The 17,347-nt window shown below is 67.9% G+C and carries 15 protein-coding genes; 13 read left to right on the top strand and 2 right to left on the bottom strand.

Annotated features, from left to right (window positions below):
* Positions 1-150 precede the first annotated feature (150 nt).
* Entirely contained in the window at positions 151-597 is a 447-nt protein-coding gene (gene pedF / locus ACNQFN_RS00670; RefSeq protein ID WP_068636696.1) for a cytochrome c-550 PedF, read from the top strand.
* Between the two features lie 100 nt (positions 598-697).
* Positions 698-1,240, top strand: coding sequence for a cytochrome b (locus ACNQFN_RS00665; RefSeq protein WP_068636695.1), 543 nt, complete (start codon positions 698-700; stop codon positions 1,238-1,240).
* Between the two features lie 313 nt (positions 1,241-1,553).
* Here the strand turns inward: ACNQFN_RS00665 and adh are convergent, their stop codons facing one another.
* Positions 1,554-3,074: an aldehyde dehydrogenase gene (adh, locus tag ACNQFN_RS00660; protein ID WP_418647710.1), complete on the bottom strand. Its 1,521-nt coding sequence runs from the start codon at positions 3,072-3,074 to the stop codon at positions 1,554-1,556.
* 280 nt (positions 3,075-3,354) lie between these two features.
* Here adh and ACNQFN_RS00655 point away from each other — a divergent pair, with 280 nt between their 5' ends.
* The 6 genes from ACNQFN_RS00655 (at position 3,355) to ACNQFN_RS00630 (ending at position 9,232) form a co-directional block, all read left to right on the top strand.
* Positions 3,355-4,971, top strand: coding sequence for a sigma-54-dependent Fis family transcriptional regulator (locus tag ACNQFN_RS00655; RefSeq protein WP_418647709.1), 1,617 nt, complete (start codon positions 3,355-3,357; stop codon positions 4,969-4,971).
* 338 nt (positions 4,972-5,309) lie between these two features.
* Positions 5,310-6,080: a quinoprotein relay system zinc metallohydrolase 1 gene (locus tag ACNQFN_RS00650; RefSeq protein ID WP_418647708.1), complete on the top strand. Its 771-nt coding sequence runs from the start codon at positions 5,310-5,312 to the stop codon at positions 6,078-6,080.
* 29 nt (positions 6,081-6,109) lie between these two features.
* Positions 6,110-7,531 carry an ATP-binding protein gene (locus ACNQFN_RS00645; RefSeq protein WP_418647707.1) on the top strand — a complete coding sequence of 474 codons (1,422 nt, stop codon included), beginning with the start codon at positions 6,110-6,112 and terminating at the stop codon, positions 7,529-7,531.
* Entirely contained in the window at positions 7,531-8,181 is a 651-nt protein-coding gene (locus ACNQFN_RS00640) for a response regulator (protein ID WP_418647706.1), read from the top strand. Before ACNQFN_RS00645 ends, ACNQFN_RS00640 begins: the two co-directional genes overlap by 1 nt.
* 494 nt (positions 8,182-8,675) lie before the next feature.
* Positions 8,676-8,948 carry a CopG family ribbon-helix-helix protein gene (locus tag ACNQFN_RS00635; RefSeq protein WP_418647705.1) on the top strand — a complete coding sequence of 91 codons (273 nt, stop codon included), beginning with the start codon at positions 8,676-8,678 and terminating at the stop codon, positions 8,946-8,948.
* The gene (locus ACNQFN_RS00630; protein WP_418647704.1) at positions 8,936-9,232 is read left to right on the top strand and encodes a type II toxin-antitoxin system RelE/ParE family toxin; all 297 of its coding nucleotides are present in this window, start codon (positions 8,936-8,938) and stop codon (positions 9,230-9,232) included. Before ACNQFN_RS00635 ends, ACNQFN_RS00630 begins: the two co-directional genes overlap by 13 nt.
* Before the next feature lie 197 nt (positions 9,233-9,429).
* Here ACNQFN_RS00630 and ACNQFN_RS00625 read toward each other — a convergent pair whose 3' ends face one another.
* On the bottom strand, positions 9,430-10,245 hold the full coding sequence (locus ACNQFN_RS00625; RefSeq protein ID WP_418647703.1) for a DUF3750 domain-containing protein: 816 nt from the start codon (positions 10,243-10,245) through the stop codon (positions 9,430-9,432).
* A 209-nt stretch (positions 10,246-10,454) separates the two neighbouring features.
* Here ACNQFN_RS00625 and ACNQFN_RS00620 point away from each other — a divergent pair, with 209 nt between their 5' ends.
* From ACNQFN_RS00620 to ACNQFN_RS00600, 5 genes are all read left to right on the top strand, one after another.
* Positions 10,455-12,551 (top strand): TonB-dependent receptor family protein, encoded by a 2,097-nt coding sequence (locus ACNQFN_RS00620; RefSeq protein WP_418647702.1) that lies wholly within the window; start codon positions 10,455-10,457, stop codon positions 12,549-12,551.
* 6 nt (positions 12,552-12,557) lie between these two features.
* Positions 12,558-13,064, top strand: a complete 507-nt coding sequence (locus ACNQFN_RS00615) for a DUF302 domain-containing protein (RefSeq protein ID WP_418647701.1) — start codon at positions 12,558-12,560, stop codon at positions 13,062-13,064.
* Positions 13,065-13,274: 210 nt separating this feature from the next.
* Positions 13,275-13,772: an LEA type 2 family protein gene (locus ACNQFN_RS00610; protein WP_418647700.1), complete on the top strand. Its 498-nt coding sequence runs from the start codon at positions 13,275-13,277 to the stop codon at positions 13,770-13,772.
* Between the two features lie 58 nt (positions 13,773-13,830).
* Entirely contained in the window at positions 13,831-15,327 is a 1,497-nt protein-coding gene (locus ACNQFN_RS00605) for an AMP nucleosidase (protein WP_418647699.1), read from the top strand.
* A 489-nt stretch (positions 15,328-15,816) separates the two neighbouring features.
* Positions 15,817-17,154: a hemolysin family protein gene (locus ACNQFN_RS00600; RefSeq protein ID WP_418647698.1), complete on the top strand. Its 1,338-nt coding sequence runs from the start codon at positions 15,817-15,819 to the stop codon at positions 17,152-17,154.
* Positions 17,155-17,347: the final 193 nt, after the last annotated feature.

Genomic DNA, 17,347 nt, shown 5'->3' with positions numbered 1-17,347 from the left:
CCGCCGGGGCCATGCCCTGTGTGAGAGCAAGTTCCTTGCCACACAACGGCGCAAGCCGCCATGGCACACCGCTTGCAGAGTTCCCATCAACCGGATCCGCCGGTGCATCGAAATCGATACATCCCGACACCAGTCATGAGGAACTGCAAAGTGAAAAGCAAATACAACGAGGAGACGAGATTCCAGCCCCTGCGCAAGGCAGCGCTCGCACTGCTGCTCGCCGGCAGCGCGTCGCTGGCCTGCGCGCACGGCGACGTCGTTCCCCAGGCCGTCGACGTCTCCGCCCTGAAGCCGCTCGGCGACGCCTGGCTGGAGCGCAACCCCTACAGCGAAGACAAGGACGCCATCCGCATCGGCGACTCGGCATTCAACCAGAACTGCGCCCGCTGTCACGGCCTCGGCGCCGTCTCGGGCGGCATCGCGCCCGACTTGCGCTCCCTGCCGAACGACGCCGAGGGCGACGAAATCTTCATGCAGCGCATCCGCCACGGCGCCACCCGCGACGGCCGGGTCTATATGCCGCCGTTCGAGGGTATCCTGTCCCAGGAGGCCATGTGGGCGATTCGCGCCTGGCTGGAGACCGTCGCCGAAGAGTGATCGTGACCGGGCCTCGCCGCCCGGACATTCGCCGTGCGCCCCAGCCGCCCCCTGCCGCCCGATCCGCGGCAGGGGGCGTCGTCACAAGGAGACGCCCCCCATGATCCCCGCACGCTATGACCCGGGCGCAATCGCGCTGCACTGGGTCCACGCGATTCTGATCGCCGTCCTGATCTTCATCGGCCTGTCCATCGATGGTCTGCCCAGCGGGCCCGAGCGCAGTTCCACGATCGCCCTGCACAAGTCGCTCGGCATCACCGCCTTCCTGTTGCTCCTGCTGCGCCTGGCCTGGCGCAGGCGGCATCCGCCACCGGCGGACGAGCGCCTGAGCACGCTGCAGCAGCGCCTCGCGCGCTACGGCCATCGTGCCGTCTACCTGCTGCTCGTGCTGACGCCCTTGAGCGGCTATCTGTCGAGCAGCTTCACCAAGTACCCGATGCGCTTCTTCGGCTACGTCATTCCAAAGGCAGGCTGGCCGGACGAAGCCCTGAACGCGTTGTTCGGCGCCGCCCACAGCCTGTTCGCGTGGACGCTGCTGGTGCTGATCGTGATGCACGTCGGCGCCGTGATCCTGCACTGGCTGCAAGGCGTGCCGGTGTTGCCGAGAATGCTGCCGGGCCGCCACGGCAGCGGCCGCCGCTGAACCCGGGCTTCAGCCCGCCAGCATGGCGCATGAGCCTGCCACTGTCCCATGATGAAGCACCTGTTCCAAAGCGGAGCAGGTACTTTCCGTCACGCACGCTGCCGCACCCGGTTCGTCACGCCGGCCGGAATCCACTCGCTGGCCATTTTCGGGTTCCCGCCGCCGGTCCCGCCAGTGCCGTTCGACATCACCTGGACTTGCTTCAAGGCAAAAAAGGGGCGGCCCGAAGGCCGCCCGGAACTCACTTCCGTGAGATGGGGGAGAACGCCTGGCCCCCGCGCCGCCCTGCAAGCGGCGTTTGGGGCCTGATCCATCAGAAGAACCCGAGCTTGTTCTCGCTGTAGCTGACGAGCAGGTTCTTGGTCTGCTGGTAGTGGTCGAGCATCATCTTGTGGGTCTCGCGCCCGATGCCCGACTCCTTGTAGCCGCCGAAGGCCGCATGCGCCGGATAGGCGTGGTAGCAGTTGGTCCACACCCGCCCGGCCTGGATCGCCCGGCCCATGCGGTAGGCCACGTTGCCGTTGCGGCTCCACACCCCCGCACCCAGCCCGTACAGCGTGTCGTTGGCGATCGCCAGCGCCTCGGCTTCGTCCTTGAAGGTGGTCACCGCCAGCACCGGGCCGAAGATCTCTTCCTGGAAGATGCGCATCTTGTTGTGGCCCTTGAACAGCGTGGGCTGGATGTAGTAGCCCTCGCTCAGTTCGCCGCCCAGATTCGCCTTGTCGCCGCCGATCAGCACTTCGGCCCCTTCTTCCTTGCCCAGCGCCAGGTAGGACTGGATCTTGCTCATTTGCTCGCGCGAGGCCTGCGCGCCCATCATCGACTCGGTGTCGAGCGGGTGGCCGTGCTTGATCGCCGCCACGCGCTCGAGCACGCGCTCGATGAAGCGCTCGTAGATGCTTTCCTGGATCAGCGCCCGGCTCGGGCAGGTGCACACTTCGCCCTGGTTGAAGGCGAACAGCACCATGCCTTCGATGGCCTTGTCGAGGAAGGCGTCGTCGCGGTCCATGACGTCGGCGAAGAAGATGTTGGGCGACTTGCCGCCCAGCTCCAGCGTGGCCGGGATCAGGTTGTTGGCCGCGGCCTGGGCGATCACCCGCCCGGTCGAGGTCGAGCCGGTGAAGGCGATCTTGGCGATGCGCTTGCTGGTGGCCAGCGGCATGCCGGCTTCGCGGCCGAAGCCGTTGACGATGTTGAGCACGCCCGGCGGCAGCAGGTCGGCGATCAGTTCGACCAGCACCATGATCGAGACCGGCGTCGATTCGGCGGGCTTCAACACCACGCAGTTGCCCGCGCCCAGCGCCGGCGCGAGCTTCCAGGCCGCCATCAGGATCGGGAAGTTCCACGGGATGATCTGCCCGACCACGCCCAGCGGTTCGTGCAGGTGGTAGGCGACGGTGTTCTCGTCGATCTCGCTGATGCTGCCTTCCTGCGCGCGCAGGCAGCCGGCGAAGTAGCGGAAGTGATCGACGGTGAGCGGAATGTCGGCATTGAGCGTCTCGCGGATCGCCTTGCCGTTGTCGACCGTCTCGGCGTAGGCCAGCCGTTCCAGGTTCTGTTCGATGCGCTCGGCGATCCTGAGCAGAATGTTGGCCCGCTCGGCCGCCGGCGTCTTGCTCCAGGCCGGAAACGCCGCGTGCGCCGCGTCCAGCGCCAGCTCGATGTCCTCGGCGGTGGAGCGTGCCGCCTGCGTATAGACCTGGCCGCTGATCGGCGTCACCACGTCGAAGTACTGGCCCTTGACCGGCGAAACCCAACGGCCGCCGATGAAGTTGTCGTAGCGCGCCTTGTGCTGCACCGGGGCACCGGACTGGCCGGGCATTGCGTAGATCATCTCGCTGTCTCCTCTCTTGTGGTTACGAACGCCGTGTGCGTCACACGTCTCCTTTGCAGGCAGCGTGCCAGAACCGCAGGCCTGCGCAGAGATTCTCAATTTCTTCTTATCATTCAGGCAACTGGCAACAGCCCAGGCTGAGCAGCCCATCCGGAGCCGCTCAGAGCCGGCCTCGCCGGGTGTTCCATTGCCGCACACCTGTTCCAATGCGATGCACCTCCGCCCGCGCCACGTTCCCATCCATGCACGCGGAAGGCATACTTCCTGCATGGGAAAGGACATGGACCCCGCACGCTCTTCCTCGCCGAACCCGGCCACGCTCGCGCCGCTCGACCTGCACGCCTCATGGGCACGCAGCAGGGAATTCGGCCTGCGCCCGGACGACGCCCTGTCGGACGCGCTCGTCTCCCCTGCCGACCTGCGCGACCGCCTGGAGGCCAATGCCCGCCTGCTGACTTTCTCCCGCCCGGTCATCGAGAACCTGTTCCGCCAGATCGGCTGCCCGAGCTCGACGCTGCTGCTGACCGACTGCGACGGGCTGATCCTGAGCGCCATCGGCGACACCGGCTTCCTCGACCGCGCCACCCGGGTCGCACTCTGCCCCGGCGCCGAATGGAGCGAAGCGGCGATGGGCACGAACGCGATCGGCACCGCGCTCACCACGCGCAAGGCCGTCGCCGTCGAAGGCAGCCAGCACTATCTGACGCGCAACCGCTTCCTGACCTGTGTCGCCACGCCGATCTTCTCGCCCACCGGCGGCATCGCCGGCATTCTCGACATTTCCACCGACGCCCGTGCCAACCTGTCGCACGCCGACGCGCTGCTGCGCACCACCGCCGAATGCATCGAGCACCGCCTGATCGAAAACCTTGGCGAAGGCTTTCTGTCGCTGCACTTCCATACCCGGCCCGACCTGCTCGGCAGCCCGCTGGAAGGGCTGGTGCTGTTCGACGAGGCAGGCCGCCTGCTGGCCAGCAATCGCGCCGCCCGCGCACTGCTGCAACTGCACGGCGAATTCCCGCAGGGCAGCTACCCCGAATGCTTCACCACGCAGTGGCGGCACCTGGTGGCCTGGGCGGCGTTCGGGCCGCTGACGCCTTTTCCGCTGCGGACGCTGCACGGGCAAACCTGCATCGCCCGGGCCGAGCTCTTGCTGCCCCGGGCGCCGCACGGCCGCCGGCAGGCGAAAAGCGACGAGGCTCCCGGCCGTGCCGAGGCGCCGCCCGCACCCGACACCGACCCGCGCCTCGGCCATGCCGGCACGCTGGTCGCCGAATGGCACCGCAATCGCTGCGCCGGCCCGCTGCTGCTGTGCGGCGAGACCGGCACCGGCAAACGCCACCTGCTGTACCAGCACTGCCGCGACCACGGCATCGGCATGCCGCTGCTCGAACTCGACGGCCGCAGCCTTGCCGCCCGTGCGCAAGCGGGCCGCGATGAGCTCGAAGATGCCCTGAGGCAGACGGAGAACGGCCTGCTCTACCTGACCGACGTCGATCTCCTCCCGGCCGAGGCTCGTTCCCGGCTGTTCGAGGCTGCAGGCTCCAGCCATCGCATCGTCGCCGCCAGCCGGCATCCGCTTGCCCGTGAAGCGGAAGGGAACGGCCTCGATCAGGCGACGCTGGCAAGACACGGGGCGCACATCGTGACGCTGCCGCCGCTGCGCGAGCGCACCGACTTCGCCCACCTGGTGCATCGCTTCGTCCGCGAAGCCTGTCCCGGACGCCCGATCCGCGTACTGCCCGAGGCGATCGACCGCCTGCGGCGCTATCCGTGGCCCGGCAACATCAGCGAACTCGCCAGCCGCCTGCGCCTGATGCTCGCGCTGGTGGGAGACGACAGCACCGAGCTGCGTCCGGACGACATTCCCGACGAACTGCTGGAAACCGCCGTCTGAACGCATCCGGCCACCGGCCGCGGCACGGCGCGGGCGCCAGCCGGCCACCGGCCGCATCCGCTGCTGCCGTGCGACCTGCCCATCCGCGATTGCCCGCTGAACTGTCCGTCCGGGCTGTTCAGGAAGGGAACGACTGTTCCAAATCGTTACACCTCCCTGATGGCCACACTGTCTGCCAAGCTGCCACAGGGCATCAATGGCGGGATTCACCCCCTCGGCGGCGACTGGCACGCTCTTTGCCAAACGTAGCTCACCGGACATCCGGCCCGTCGGCCCCCCGAGCGGCGGAAAGCCACACGACATACCTACAAGACAGGATCAGGAGGCAAGGAGCAAAAATGAAAAAGTCGCATGCAAAGCCCTTCGCGCTGCGCGCCATCGTCGTCGACAGCGGCCCCTCGCTGCGCTACGGCGAGCAGCTGCGCCGGGCAATCGCCGCCGTCACGCCGCTACCGGTGGTGCTGGTGATCAACACCCACCATCATCCAGACCACGTCCTCGGCAACCAGGCTTTCCCGCCGGCGACGCTGGCCGCGCTGCCCGGGACACGCGGCGCGCTCGAAGCCGAAGGCGAGGCCCTGCTCGACAACATGTACCGCCTGACCGGCGAGTGGATGCGCGGCACCGAGACGGTGCTGCCCGAGCGCGCGCTGCAAGCCGGGCCGCTCGACGTCGGCGGCCGCCGGCTGGAACTGTTCATGCTGGCAGGCCACACCGAGGCCGACCTCGCGCTGCTGGATCTCGCCAGCGGCACCCTGTTCGCCGGCGACATCGTGTTCCGGAATCGCGCGCCCACCACGCCGCACGCCGACATCGCGTCGTGGCTGCAGGCGCTCGAGCTCCTCGAACGCATCCCGTTCAAGCAGCTCGTGCCCGGCCACGGCCCGGTCGCCACCGATGCCACACCGATCGCCCAGACGCGCAGCTACCTGGCGTGGCTGGAACGGACCTTGCGCGAAGGCGCAGAACAGGGGCAGGACATGACGGAGATGCTGGAACAGGAAGTGCCCGCACGATTCGGCGATCTGGACGGCGCCGCCGCCGAATACCGGCGCTCGGTCATCCACCTCTACCCGGCGGCCGAACAGGCCGCGCTGCGGAGCCGCTGATCCGGCGCCGCGCAGACAGGCCACCGCAAATGGACAAGCGCGCCCGCCCCCCGCTGCACTCCGCCAGCCTGCACACCCGGCTGAGCCTGATGCTGACGCTCGTGCTCGCGCTCGCGCTGCTCACCGGTGCCGCGCTGTGGCTGCGCGAGACGCGCAGCGCGATCCAGGAGGAAGTCGAATCCGCCGGCCGCGTCGCCGAGCAATGGTTGAGCGTGCTGATCGACGAAACCCGGCGCGACGGCGCCGAGGGCCAGGCGCGGCTGATGTCCGCGCTCGCCGCGATCGGCCGCATCCGTGCGCACGCGCTCGAAATCACCGCCACCGGCGGCGAACGCCTGTACGCATCGCCCGCCTCCACCTACAAGGCCGGCCGCCATGCGCCCGAATGGTTCGCCGAACACCTGGCGCCGCATCTGCGCATCCGCCATTTCGACGCCGGCCCGGTGCAGATCAGCCTGCTGCCCGACGCCTCGCGCTCGGTGCTCGATGCCTGGGACAGGCTCGCCAGCTTCGCCGGCTGGGCGCTCGCCGGCCTGCTGCTGGCGGGCATCGGCTGCCACCTGGGACTGCGCCGGGCGCTGGCGCCGCTGCGCGCGGTCGACGCCGCTTTCGACCGCGGCGCGCGCGGGCATTTCGACCGCCGCCTGCCCGAAGTCGGCGCCCCCGAGCTCGACCGCCTCGCACGCAGCTACAACCGCCTGGCCGACCGGCTCGACCACACGCTCGCCGACAACGCCGCACTCGCCGCCGATCGCCATTTCGCCCGCGCAGTGCAGGATCGCCTGGAAGCGGAACGCTGCCTGATCGCCCGCGAGCTGCACGACGAGCTGTCCCAGGGCATCACCGCGGTGCGCGCCATCGCCGGCGCGATCCAGCAGCGCAGCGCCGACCAGCCCGGCATCCACGGCAATGCCCAGGTCATTCTGGCGATGACCGGCCAGATGCAGGACGGCGTGCGCACCATCCTCGAACGCCTGCGCCAGCCCTCGCCGGAAGCGCCGAAGACCGTGGGGGCCATCCTCGACGAGGCCTGCAAGCAATGGTCGCGGCTCTATCCGCACATCGCCCTCGACTGCCGGATCGCTGCAGATGAGCCCGTGCTGGCGAACGAACAGACGCATGCACTGCAGCGCCTGCTGCAGGAAAGCCTCACCAACGTCGCCCGCCATGCCCAAGCCAATGCAGTATCGGTGGTACTGGACTGGAATGCGCAGGCGGTCACGCTCAGCATCACCGACAACGGCCGCGGCCTGTGCGCCATCCCGGCCGACGCACGGCCGCGCTACGGCCTGGTCGGCATGCAGGAGCGGGTACGCGCCCTCGGCGGCACCCTGCGGCTCGAACGGCCCGCCGCCGGCGGCTGCCGGGTGGAGGCCAGCCTGCCGCTCGCGCTGCCCGCCGTCCCCGCAAGCCCTTCCTTCTCCTCCTTCCCGGTCGGGGCCATGCGCTGATGACGACGATCCGGCTTCCCCCTCTGCGCATCGTGCTGGCCGACGACCATGCGGTCGTCCGCATGGGCTTTCGCCTGCTGATCGAAGGCGCGGGCGCCACCGTCGTCGCCGAAGCCGACAGCGGCGAAGCGGCACTCAAAACCTGGAACGAACACCAGCCCGACGTGCTGGTGATGGACGTGTCGATGCCCGGCATCGGCGGCCTGGGTGCACTCGAGCGCCTGCTCGCCCGCCATCCGGATGCGCGCGTGCTGATGCTGTCCGCCCACGACGACACCCTGATTCCGGCCCGCGCACTGCAGGCCGGCGCCACCGGCTACCTGTCCAAGCGCGCCCATCCCGACGCGCTGCTGCGCGCCATCGCCGAAGTCGCTGAAGGCCGCCGCCATCTCGACCCCGAGCTCGCGCCCAAGCTCGCGCTGGCGCGGCTGGGCGGCGGCAGCCACCCGGCCGAAACGCTGACCGGCAAGGAATTCAGTGTCTTCCTGCAGTTGGCGCGCGGACAGTCCGTCAACGAAGTCGCCGCCACCCTGAGCCTGAGCAGCAGCACCGTCGGCACCCACCTGTACCACATCAAGCAGAAGCTCAATGCCAGCAACGCCGCCGAACTCGCGCTGATCGCGGTGCGGGCCGGGCTGGTGGAAACCTGAGGGCAGGCCCGTTCACGCCGGGGATTGATTGAGGTCAGCCGGAGCGGTGAGTCGCATGGCCCCGGCGCGCACGCGCCGAACAAGGCCGATTGGGGAAAGGCAGTCTGTTCTGTCCTTGTCCATCGCGGTGCCGGCAGTCCAGAACAGGTCACGTCCAAGCGTGATCAACAGGAAACGAAGATGCGTGCATGATCAACGGCTGCTGTCTGCAGAAAGGAGTTGACGGGAAGTCCCTTGGGGAATGTTAAGGCCCAATGCCTGAAAGCCTCTCTTGGTCGAAGCCAGCAAATTTTGCCTCTCTCGTTGCTTTTTGAGAATCGGACTTAGCAAGAAATATATTTAATATCATCAACTTGTCGAACGTTTGCATGATGACTTCCGAGTGCGGCGGCCCTACTCCTGAAGCCCGACGATTGCAGCGCACCAGCTTGGATGGACTCCAGGGTATGGAGGAGCTAATATCACGAGGTATTACTATGTGATAAGGAGCCGCCATGGCAACGTCTCTCAAGATCGACGACGCGCTGAAAGCTCGCGTCCAGCAGCTCGCCAACCAGCGCCGCCGCTCGGCGCACTGGATCATGCTCGAAGCCATCCAGCAGTATGTCGAGCGCGAAGAATCCCGCGAGAGCTTCAAGCAGGAAGCCTTGGCCTCCTGGACTGCCTACAAGGAAACTGGCCGTCACCTGACCGGGCAGGAAGTGCGCGACTGGCTGAACACCTGGGGCACCGATGATGAAAAGGCAGTGCCTGAATGCCACAGGTAATCGTTACTGAAGCCGCAGCCGAAGGTTTGGAGCGATGCCGGCGGTTTCTATCCAGAAAGGCACCGGAAGCCGCGAGGCGCGCCGCGCAGGCCATCGAGCGGCAACTCCGTCTGCTGGAGACAAGCCCCGAGATTGGCCGGCCCTTTCCCGAGATGCCCGAAGAGCTGCGCGAACTGGTGATCGAATTCGGGGATTCCGGCTATATGGCTTTGTATCGTCATGAGCCAGCCGATGAGGCAGTGTACGTTCTGGCCTTCAGGCATCAGAAAGAAGCCGATTATTGACGCCTCACCCCACTTGTCCCGGAGTTCTTCTCCCGCCTCGTCGCCCAGCAATCGCCCGAGTACCTGTGGCCGAAGGCCGCCGCCATCCTCGTGCCGAAGAGCAGGGCACCGGCACCCTGCTCATAGGTATCCGGCCGGGGGCGTCCGGCCAAAGGGCGCCCCCGGCCGGATACCCGATCACGCCTGAAACACTTCTTTCAAGGCCGTGATTCTGCCGGGATCGGCCCGGCGGAATTCGGTGCCGCTTCAGCCGTCGGCACGGCGTTGCCGAAGCCCAGACGGCCGATCAGGGGCAGGCGCAGCGCGGGGCGGTTCAGGTCGATGCCGAAGTTGAGCCCGAGCAGGTTGAACTCCAGACCCTCCTCGATGCCGACCGTGACCCCGAGCAGGCCGTACAGCGACGCCTGCCAGCCGGTGCCGGAAACCGCGCGCCCGACCGGATCGCCCAGCGGCCGCCAGTCCTTGCCGATCGCATTGGCCGGCATGTCGAGTTGCAGCGCCGGCACCTCGCGGCCGATGTGGGCGATGAAGGTGTTGCTGTTGGGGCCGGGATAGCTGCGGTACTCATCGGCATGGGGATAGCCGGCGATCGCTGCTTCGATGCGGTCGATCATGTCATCGACGCCTGCGCCGCGATGTTCGGCGAGCACCGTCGGCATCGCGCCGAACCACAGCCCGTCGGCCACTGCGCCGTTGCGTCTGACGGTCGGGCCGCGGCCCCAGCCGGTCACTTCGTAGCGGGTGTAGGCGGTCTCGCCGCTGCGCTTGAAGATGATCCACGGGTGGACGGCGAAATAGCCGCGCCAACCGTAGGTTGCGGCCGCATACACCTGCACGATGGCGGTGCCGGCGAAGGCCGCCGGATCGGGCGCCAGGCCGGCGGAATGGCGCGGCAGCGCGCGCCAGCCGCGCCCGTCCATGCCTTCGGCGCGGGGCGGGTTCGCCAGGCTGATGCCCAGCGGCAGGACCAGAATGAGGGACAGGGCGAGGGCGATACGCTTGAACAGAGGCACAGCGGGGCTCGATGGAAACGGGGCGCACGGGTCGACAGACCGGCGCGCCGGCGGCGAGTTCGCCACCGCCGGACGCGGTGCGGCTTCACGCCGGCCGGCCTAATGAAAATCATGAGGCCGCGCTCACGTTTTCCACGGCGACAGGAGCCGGCACAGGTTCTAGACTGCGGCCATCGCTGCCGCAAGAGCCGCCCGAGGAGACTTCGATCATGGCCCACCCCTTTTCACTCAGCCTGCCACGGCCCAAGCACCTGCACTGTGCCTTGCTGTGCGCACTGGCGGCAACGTCCGCCGCTGCGGCCGACGCTGAGCAGACGCTCGGAACGATGGTCATCACCGGCAGCCGCGTCGAGGCTTCGTCCTTCGACATGCCGTATTCGATCGACGCCGTGCAGCTCGGCGACACCGCCGAAGGCCTGCGGGTGAACGTCTCCGAAGTGCTCGGCAGCGTGCCCGGCGTGGTGGTGCAGAACCGCCAGAACTACGCCCAGGACCTGCAGATCTCGGTGCGCGGCTTCGGCGCCCGCGCGGCCTTCGGCGTGCGCGGGGTGAAGCTGATCGCCGACGGCATTCCCGCCAGCAATCCGGATGGCCAGGGCCAGGCCGCCACCTTCAACCTCGACACCGCCGAGCGCATCGAAGTGCTGCGCGGCCCCTTCGCCACGGTGTATGGCAACCATGCCGGCGGCGTCATCCAGCTGTTCTCGCGCGACGGCAAGGGCGCGCCGCGCATCCGCGGCAGCGTGTACGCCGGCGAGCACGGCACCTACAAGATCGGCATCGGCGCGGAAGGCGAAAAGAACGGTGTCGGTTTCGTGCTCGACGCCTCGCGCTTCGAGACCGACGGCGAACGCCGCTACAGCGCCGCGCGCCGCGACCAGAGCTTCGCCAAGATCACGCTGGCGCCGGACGAGGACAGCAAGCTGACGCTGCTGTTCAGCAGCCTGCACCAGCCCGACACCGAGGACCCGCTCGGCGTCACCTGGAACACCTACAAGCGCGACGCGCGGGGCGTCGAGCCGATCGCGCTGCAGTACAAGACCCGCAAGTCGATCGACCACCTGCAGGGCGGCGCGGTGTACGAACGCCGCTTCGGCGAGGACCGGCTGCAGGTCCAGGCTTACGCAGGACAGCGCAGCGTCACCCAGTACCAGTCGATTCCCGTCGCCGCGCAGGCCAATCCCCGCCACGCCGGCGGCGTGGTCGATTTCGACCGCGAGTTCCACGGCATCGGCGCGCGCTGGATCATGCAGCGCGAGATCGGCGCCGGCAAACTGACCCTGACCACCGGCGTGGACCACGACCGCGCCGAGGACGACCGCCAGGGCTACGAGAACTTCGTCGGCAGCACTTTCGGCGTCAAGGGCCGACTGCGGCGCGACGAGACCAACACCGTCACCAGTACCGACCCCTACGTGCAGGCCACCTGGCAGCAGGGCGACTGGGACTGGTCGCTCGGCGTGCGCCACAGCAACGTGCGCTTCGAGGTGGACGACCATTACATCGTCGGGCCGAACGGCGACGACAGCGGCTCGGTGCGCTACCGCAAGACCACGCCGGCCGTCGGCGTGCTGTGGCGCGCCACGCCGCTGCTGAACCTGTACGCCAGCTTCGGCACCGGCTTCGAGACGCCGACGCTGGGCGAGATCGCCTACTCGAGCTCCGGCGGCTTCAACCTCGGCCTGAAACCCTCGACCAGCCGCCAGTTCGAACTCGGCCTGAAGGCCTATGTCGGCGAGCGCACACGGCTCAATCTCGCCGCCTTCCAGATCAAGACCAGGGACGAAATCGTCAGCGCGGGCGCCATCGGCGGCCGCACCTCGTACAGGAACGCCAGCAAGACCCTGCGCGAGGGCCTGGAACTCGCGGTCGAGACCGAATTCACCGACAAACTCAGCGCCCGCGGCGCGCTGACGGTGATGCGCGCGATCTACGACGAATCCTTCGACACCGTCGACAGCGGCAACCGGATTCCGGGCGTACCCAGGATTTCGGCCTGGGGCGAACTGGCGTGGAAGCCGATGGCCGGACTCAGCACCGCGCTGGAAGCGGTGCATCGCAGCGCGGTCGAGGTCAACGACAGCAACACCGGCAAGGCTGCGCCGTCCTACACGCTGCTCAACCTGCGCCTGGTCGCGGAACAGCAATCCGGCCCCTGGACCTTCAGCCAGTTGCTGAGGCTGGACAACGTCTTCGACCGCAAGCACATCGCCTCGGTCATCGTCGGCGATGGCAACGGCCGCTTCTACGAACCCGGCCCGGGCAGAAATGTGTATGGTGGCGTACAGGCCAGCTACCGCTTCTGAACCCGAGTGAACACGACACGATTACTGCACCCCCGGTACCGGGATCTGCTCCGCCGCGGTACCGGGTTCTTTTTCGCCCTTTTCCTTGCCCTGCAGGCCGGCACGGCCGCGGCAGAGGCTGGCATCGTCACGCGGGAAATCGCCGGCGCCGAATTCGAGGACGTCGCCTTCGCGCTCGTCGATGCGATCGCCGCCGAAGGCATCACGCCGCCGACGGTCAGCCAATTCGGCGACATGCTGCAGCGCACCGCGCCGGATCTCGGCCATTCGCCCGCGCTCTTCGACCAGGCCCGCATCTACACTTTCTGCAGCGCCAGCGCCGCCGCGCGCCTGAGCGCCGAATCGCCCCACCACATCGCCCTGTGCCCGCTGTCGATCGCGGTCTATCGGATCGCGGCCGACTCGCCGGAGATCCATCTCGGCTACCGCCGCAGCGCGTCGACGGCGGGTGGTGTGGCGGTCGATGCCCTGCTCGAGCGCATCGTGGATCGCACCGCCGAGTCGCTGCGCTGACGCCACGCAGCGTCGATGGGTTTCGCCTGCGGCGCGACCTGCGCGGCCCGGCCCATCCGGCAGGATCAACGACAGCCTCGTCCGGGCGGGATGAGCGGAGCAAGACCCATCCGGCATTTGACGCGCAAGACGTCTCCAGGCCCGACGCGAAAACCTCAACATTGCGGCGGTTAGAATGGAAGCCGCCCTGTGACCCGCCGGAGCCCACCGATGCCGAACGCCGCCCGCCGCAATCCTCTCCACTGGCTGTCCTGCCTGCTGCTGTGCGTACTGACGCTGGCCGGTTGCGCCAGCCTGACCCACCGCGAGCCGGTGCGCATCAACGTCGTCGGCCTCGAGCCGCTGGCGGGACAGGGCATGGAGATGCGTTTCACGCTGAAGCTGCGGGTGCAGAACCCGAACGACGCCGCGATCGACTTCGACGGTCTGGCGCTGGAGCTCGATCTCGACGGCAAGGCCTTCGCCACCGGCGTCAGCGACCAGCGCGGCACCGTGCCGCGCTTCGGCGAAACGGTGGTCAGCGTGCCGGTGAGCGTGTCGACTTCCGCGGTGCTGCGCCAGGCCCTCGGCATGATCGAGGGCCGCTCGATGACCGATGGCGTGCCCTACACCCTGCGCGGCCGGCTGGCCGGCGGCGTGCTGGGCAGCGTGCGCTTCTCGGACGAAGGCCGGCTGAACCTGCCCGACAGACTCAGGGCGCCGCGCTGAACGCCACGCGCCGCCAGGCCCCTGTCCACCCGCCTGCACTGCTTCCGGCCCTCCGAGCATGAATACCGCCCCCTTCTTCGCCCCCGCCCTGTTCGACGATGCCGCCGCCGCCCTCGACCGCGTGCGCGAGATCCACGCTGCCAGCAGCCGCCACCTGCGCGATGCGCTGCAGCGCTATGTCGCCGGCGAGGACATCGGCCAGCATGTGCGCGCCTGCTATCCGCTGGTACGGATCCGCAGCAACACCGTGGCGCGGGCGGATTCGCGCCTGTCCTACGGCTTCGTCGCCGGCCCCGGCGTGTATGAAACGACGCTGACGCGGCCCGACCTGTTCGCCGACTATTACTTCGAGCAGTTCAGCCTGCTGCTGCGCAACCACCAGATGCCGCTGGAAGTTGGCACCAGCACGCAGCCGATCCCGGTGCATTTCGCCCTCGCCGAAGATGACCATCTCGAAGGCCAGCTCGGCCCCGACCGCCGCCTGCTGCTGCGCGACCGTTTCGACCTGCCGGACCTGGGCGCGATGGACGACGGCATCGCCAACGGCACCTTCGAGCCCGGCCCCGGCGAACCGCATCCGCTGGCGCTGTTCACCGCAGCGCGGGTGGATTACTCGCTGCACCGCCTGCGCCACTACACCGGCACGCGGCCCGAGCACTTCCAGAACTTCATCCTGTTCACCAACTACCAGTTCTACATCGACGAATTCATCGAGCTCGGCCGCGAGCTGATGGCCGATGCCGCCTCCGGCCACGGCTACGAAGCCTTCGTCGAGCCAGGCGAGGTGGTCACCCGCCGCCGCGGCCTGCCGCCCGGCGAGCGCGACGCGCTCGGTGCCGCGCCGCCGCGCCTGCCGCAGATGCCGGCCTACCATCTGGTGCGCGGCGACCGCAGCGGCATCACGATGGTGAACATCGGCGTCGGCCCGGCCAACGCCAAGACCATCACCGACCACATCGCCGTACTGCGGCCCCACGCCTGGCTGATGCTCGGCCACTGCGCCGGCCTGCGCAACAGCCAGCAGTTGGGCGACTACGTGCTGGCCCACGGCTACATGCGCGAAGACCACGTACTCGACGAGGAGCTGCCGCTGTGGGTGCCGATCCCGGCGCTGGCCGAAGTGCAGCTCGCGCTGGAAGCGGCGGTGGAGGAGATCACCCGCTTGTCCGGCTACGAACTGAAGCGCGTGCTGCGCACCGGCACCGTCGCCAGCACCGACAACCGCAACTGGGAGCTGCTGCCCTCGCGCGGTATGGACAGCAGCCCGGAACGGCGCTTCAGCCAGAGCCGCGCGGTGGCGCTGGACATGGAGTCCGCCACCATCGCCGCCAACGGCTTCCGCTTCCGCGTACCCTACGGCACCCTGCTGTGCATCAGCGACAAGCCCCTGCACGGCGAGATCAAGCTGCCGGGCATGGCCAACCAGTTCTACCGCGAACGCGTCGACCAGCACCTGCGCATCGGCATCCGCGCGCTGGAACGCCTGCGCGAGCAGGGCATCGACCGCCTGCACAGCCGCAAGCTGCGCAGCTTCGCCGAGGTGGCCTTCCAATGACGTTTTCCAGCGGGCACCTCCCGGCAAGGCCCGCAAGCCGCCCGTCACGAAAGGTGACAATTCCCGGCGCTTGCGGCATGATTATTTTTCTTCAAACAAATCAAGGGCCAGGCGGGGCCGATAAAAACGGCTCCGCGCTATGAGTCAGCACTCCCTGTCGAACTCCGTTCCGCCCCCTTCCGAGCCGCCTCGCGCCGAGGATGAATCCTCGGCCGACGGCGACTCGACCGGGCGATCTTGCCCCGATCCAGCATCGCCAGCCACGGCCACCCACCGGTCGCCGTTGCGCGTCCCGCCGTATCCGGCCCGTCGGACGCACGCCCTCTCCCTGATGCAGGCCCCGCTCGCATGTCCTGCGCTGCGTGCCGCGCCGTGCGCCGAATTCCGCGCCGATTCCGGCGCCGGGATCGCTCCCCCAATGCCGTCGCTCACTGCATCCGCCCCGACGCGGATGCGCCTGCACGCCTGAACGCCGTACCGAACACTTCAATGGAAATATTCGTCCTCATCGCCCTCATCCTGCTCAACGGCATCTTCGCCATGTCGGAGATCGCGCTCGTCACCGCTCGCCGCGCGCGGCTGGCCAAGCTCGCCGAAGAGGGTGACAACGCCGCCGCCGTCGCCGTCAAGCTCGGCGAGGAGCCAACCCGCTTCCTGTCGACGATCCAGATCGGCATCACCTCGATCGGCATCCTCAACGGCATCGTCGGCGAAGCCGCGCTGGCCGGCCCGCTGGCCAGTTGGCTGCAGACGCTCGGCGTGGAACAGCGCACCAGCGAGATCGGCTCGACGGTGCTGGTGGTGGTGGTCATCACCTACGTGTCGATCGTGATCGGCGAACTGGTGCCCAAGCGCATCGGCCAGATCAACCCGGAAGGCATCGCCCGCCTGGTCGCGCGGCCGATGAACATGCTGGCGATCATCTCGCGCCCCTTCGTGCATCTGCTGTCGAACTCGACCGCGCTGCTGCTGCGCATGATGGGCCAGCGCGAGATCAACGGCCCGAGCGTGACCGAGGAGGAAATCCGCGCGATGCTCGACGAGGGCTCGGAAGCCGGCATCATCGAGAAGAGCGAGCACGAGATGGTGCGCAACGTGTTCCGCCTCGACGAACGCCAGCTCGGCTCGCTGATGGTGCCGCGCTCGGACATCGTGTGGCTGGACGTCAACCGCCCGCTCGACGACAACCTGACGCTGATGGCCGAATCGACCCATTCGCGCTTCCCGGTGTGCCGCGGCGGCCTCGACGAAATCCTCGGCATCATCAGCGCCAAGCAGCTCTTCAACCAGACCCTGCGCGGCGCCGAAGTCGACCTGACCGAAGCGCTGCAGGCGCCGATCTACGTGCCCGAATCGCTGACCGGCATGGAACTGCTCGACCAGTTCCGCGCCTCCAGCACCCATATGGTGTTCGTCATCGACGAATACGGCGAGGTGCTGGGCATGGTCACGCTGCACGACCTGCTCGAATCCGTCACCGGCGAATTCCAGACCGACAACGCCGAGGAAGCCTGGGCCGTGCAGCGCGAGGACGGCTCATGGCTGCTCGACGGCCTGATCCCGATCCTCGAATTGAAGGACCGCCTGGCGATGAAGAATGTGCCGGAAGAGGACAAGGGCCGCTACCACACCCTGTCCGGCATGATGATGTGGCTGCTCGGCCGCCTGCCCAGCACCGGCGACATCGCCGTGTGGGAAGGCTGGCGCTTCGAGGTCGTCGACATCGACGGCAAGCGCATCGACAAGGTCCTGGCCACACCGGTGCCGGAAGAAGCCGAAACCCAGGCCGACGACGACAAGGACGGCGCGGTGCGGCGCGCCGAGTGATCCTTGGGCGGGTGCCCGGCCGATCGTGCTCCACGCCGAATCGCGGCGACGGCATCCCTGCGCCAAGCCTGGAACGATGGCCGGGGCATGCCGGCTCCAGACGGAATGCCGTATCGAATCAGGACCTTGTGCCCATAAAAAAGCTGGCAGCCAAATTGTAAATTTTCTATATACTCAGTGTCCCCTGCCCTTG

Origin of the sequence: Thauera butanivorans (assembly GCF_048398245.1) — a bacterium.
GTDB classification, from domain to species: domain Bacteria; phylum Pseudomonadota; class Gammaproteobacteria; order Burkholderiales; family Rhodocyclaceae; genus Thauera; species Thauera butanivorans.
Note: the sequence above shows the minus strand (reverse complement) of the source record. Positions and strands in the feature narration are given on the sequence as shown.

Coding starts and splice junctions, on each gene's coding strand:
- ACNQFN_RS00665 (WP_068636695.1), top strand. CDS start 698: ATGATCCCCGCACGCTATGACCCGGGCGCAATCGCGCTGCACTGGGTC.
- adh (WP_418647710.1), bottom strand. CDS start 3,074: ATGATCTACGCAATGCCCGGCCAGTCCGGTGCCCCGGTGCAGCACAAG.
- ACNQFN_RS00655 (WP_418647709.1), top strand. CDS start 3,355: ATGGACCCCGCACGCTCTTCCTCGCCGAACCCGGCCACGCTCGCGCCG.
- ACNQFN_RS00650 (WP_418647708.1), top strand. CDS start 5,310: ATGAAAAAGTCGCATGCAAAGCCCTTCGCGCTGCGCGCCATCGTCGTC.
- ACNQFN_RS00645 (WP_418647707.1), top strand. CDS start 6,110: ATGGACAAGCGCGCCCGCCCCCCGCTGCACTCCGCCAGCCTGCACACC.
- ACNQFN_RS00640 (WP_418647706.1), top strand. CDS start 7,531: ATGACGACGATCCGGCTTCCCCCTCTGCGCATCGTGCTGGCCGACGAC.
- ACNQFN_RS00635 (WP_418647705.1), top strand. CDS start 8,676: ATGGCAACGTCTCTCAAGATCGACGACGCGCTGAAAGCTCGCGTCCAG.
- ACNQFN_RS00630 (WP_418647704.1), top strand. CDS start 8,936: ATGCCACAGGTAATCGTTACTGAAGCCGCAGCCGAAGGTTTGGAGCGA.
- ACNQFN_RS00620 (WP_418647702.1), top strand. CDS start 10,455: ATGGCCCACCCCTTTTCACTCAGCCTGCCACGGCCCAAGCACCTGCAC.
- ACNQFN_RS00610 (WP_418647700.1), top strand. CDS start 13,275: ATGCCGAACGCCGCCCGCCGCAATCCTCTCCACTGGCTGTCCTGCCTG.
- ACNQFN_RS00605 (WP_418647699.1), top strand. CDS start 13,831: ATGAATACCGCCCCCTTCTTCGCCCCCGCCCTGTTCGACGATGCCGCC.
- ACNQFN_RS00600 (WP_418647698.1), top strand. CDS start 15,817: ATGGAAATATTCGTCCTCATCGCCCTCATCCTGCTCAACGGCATCTTC.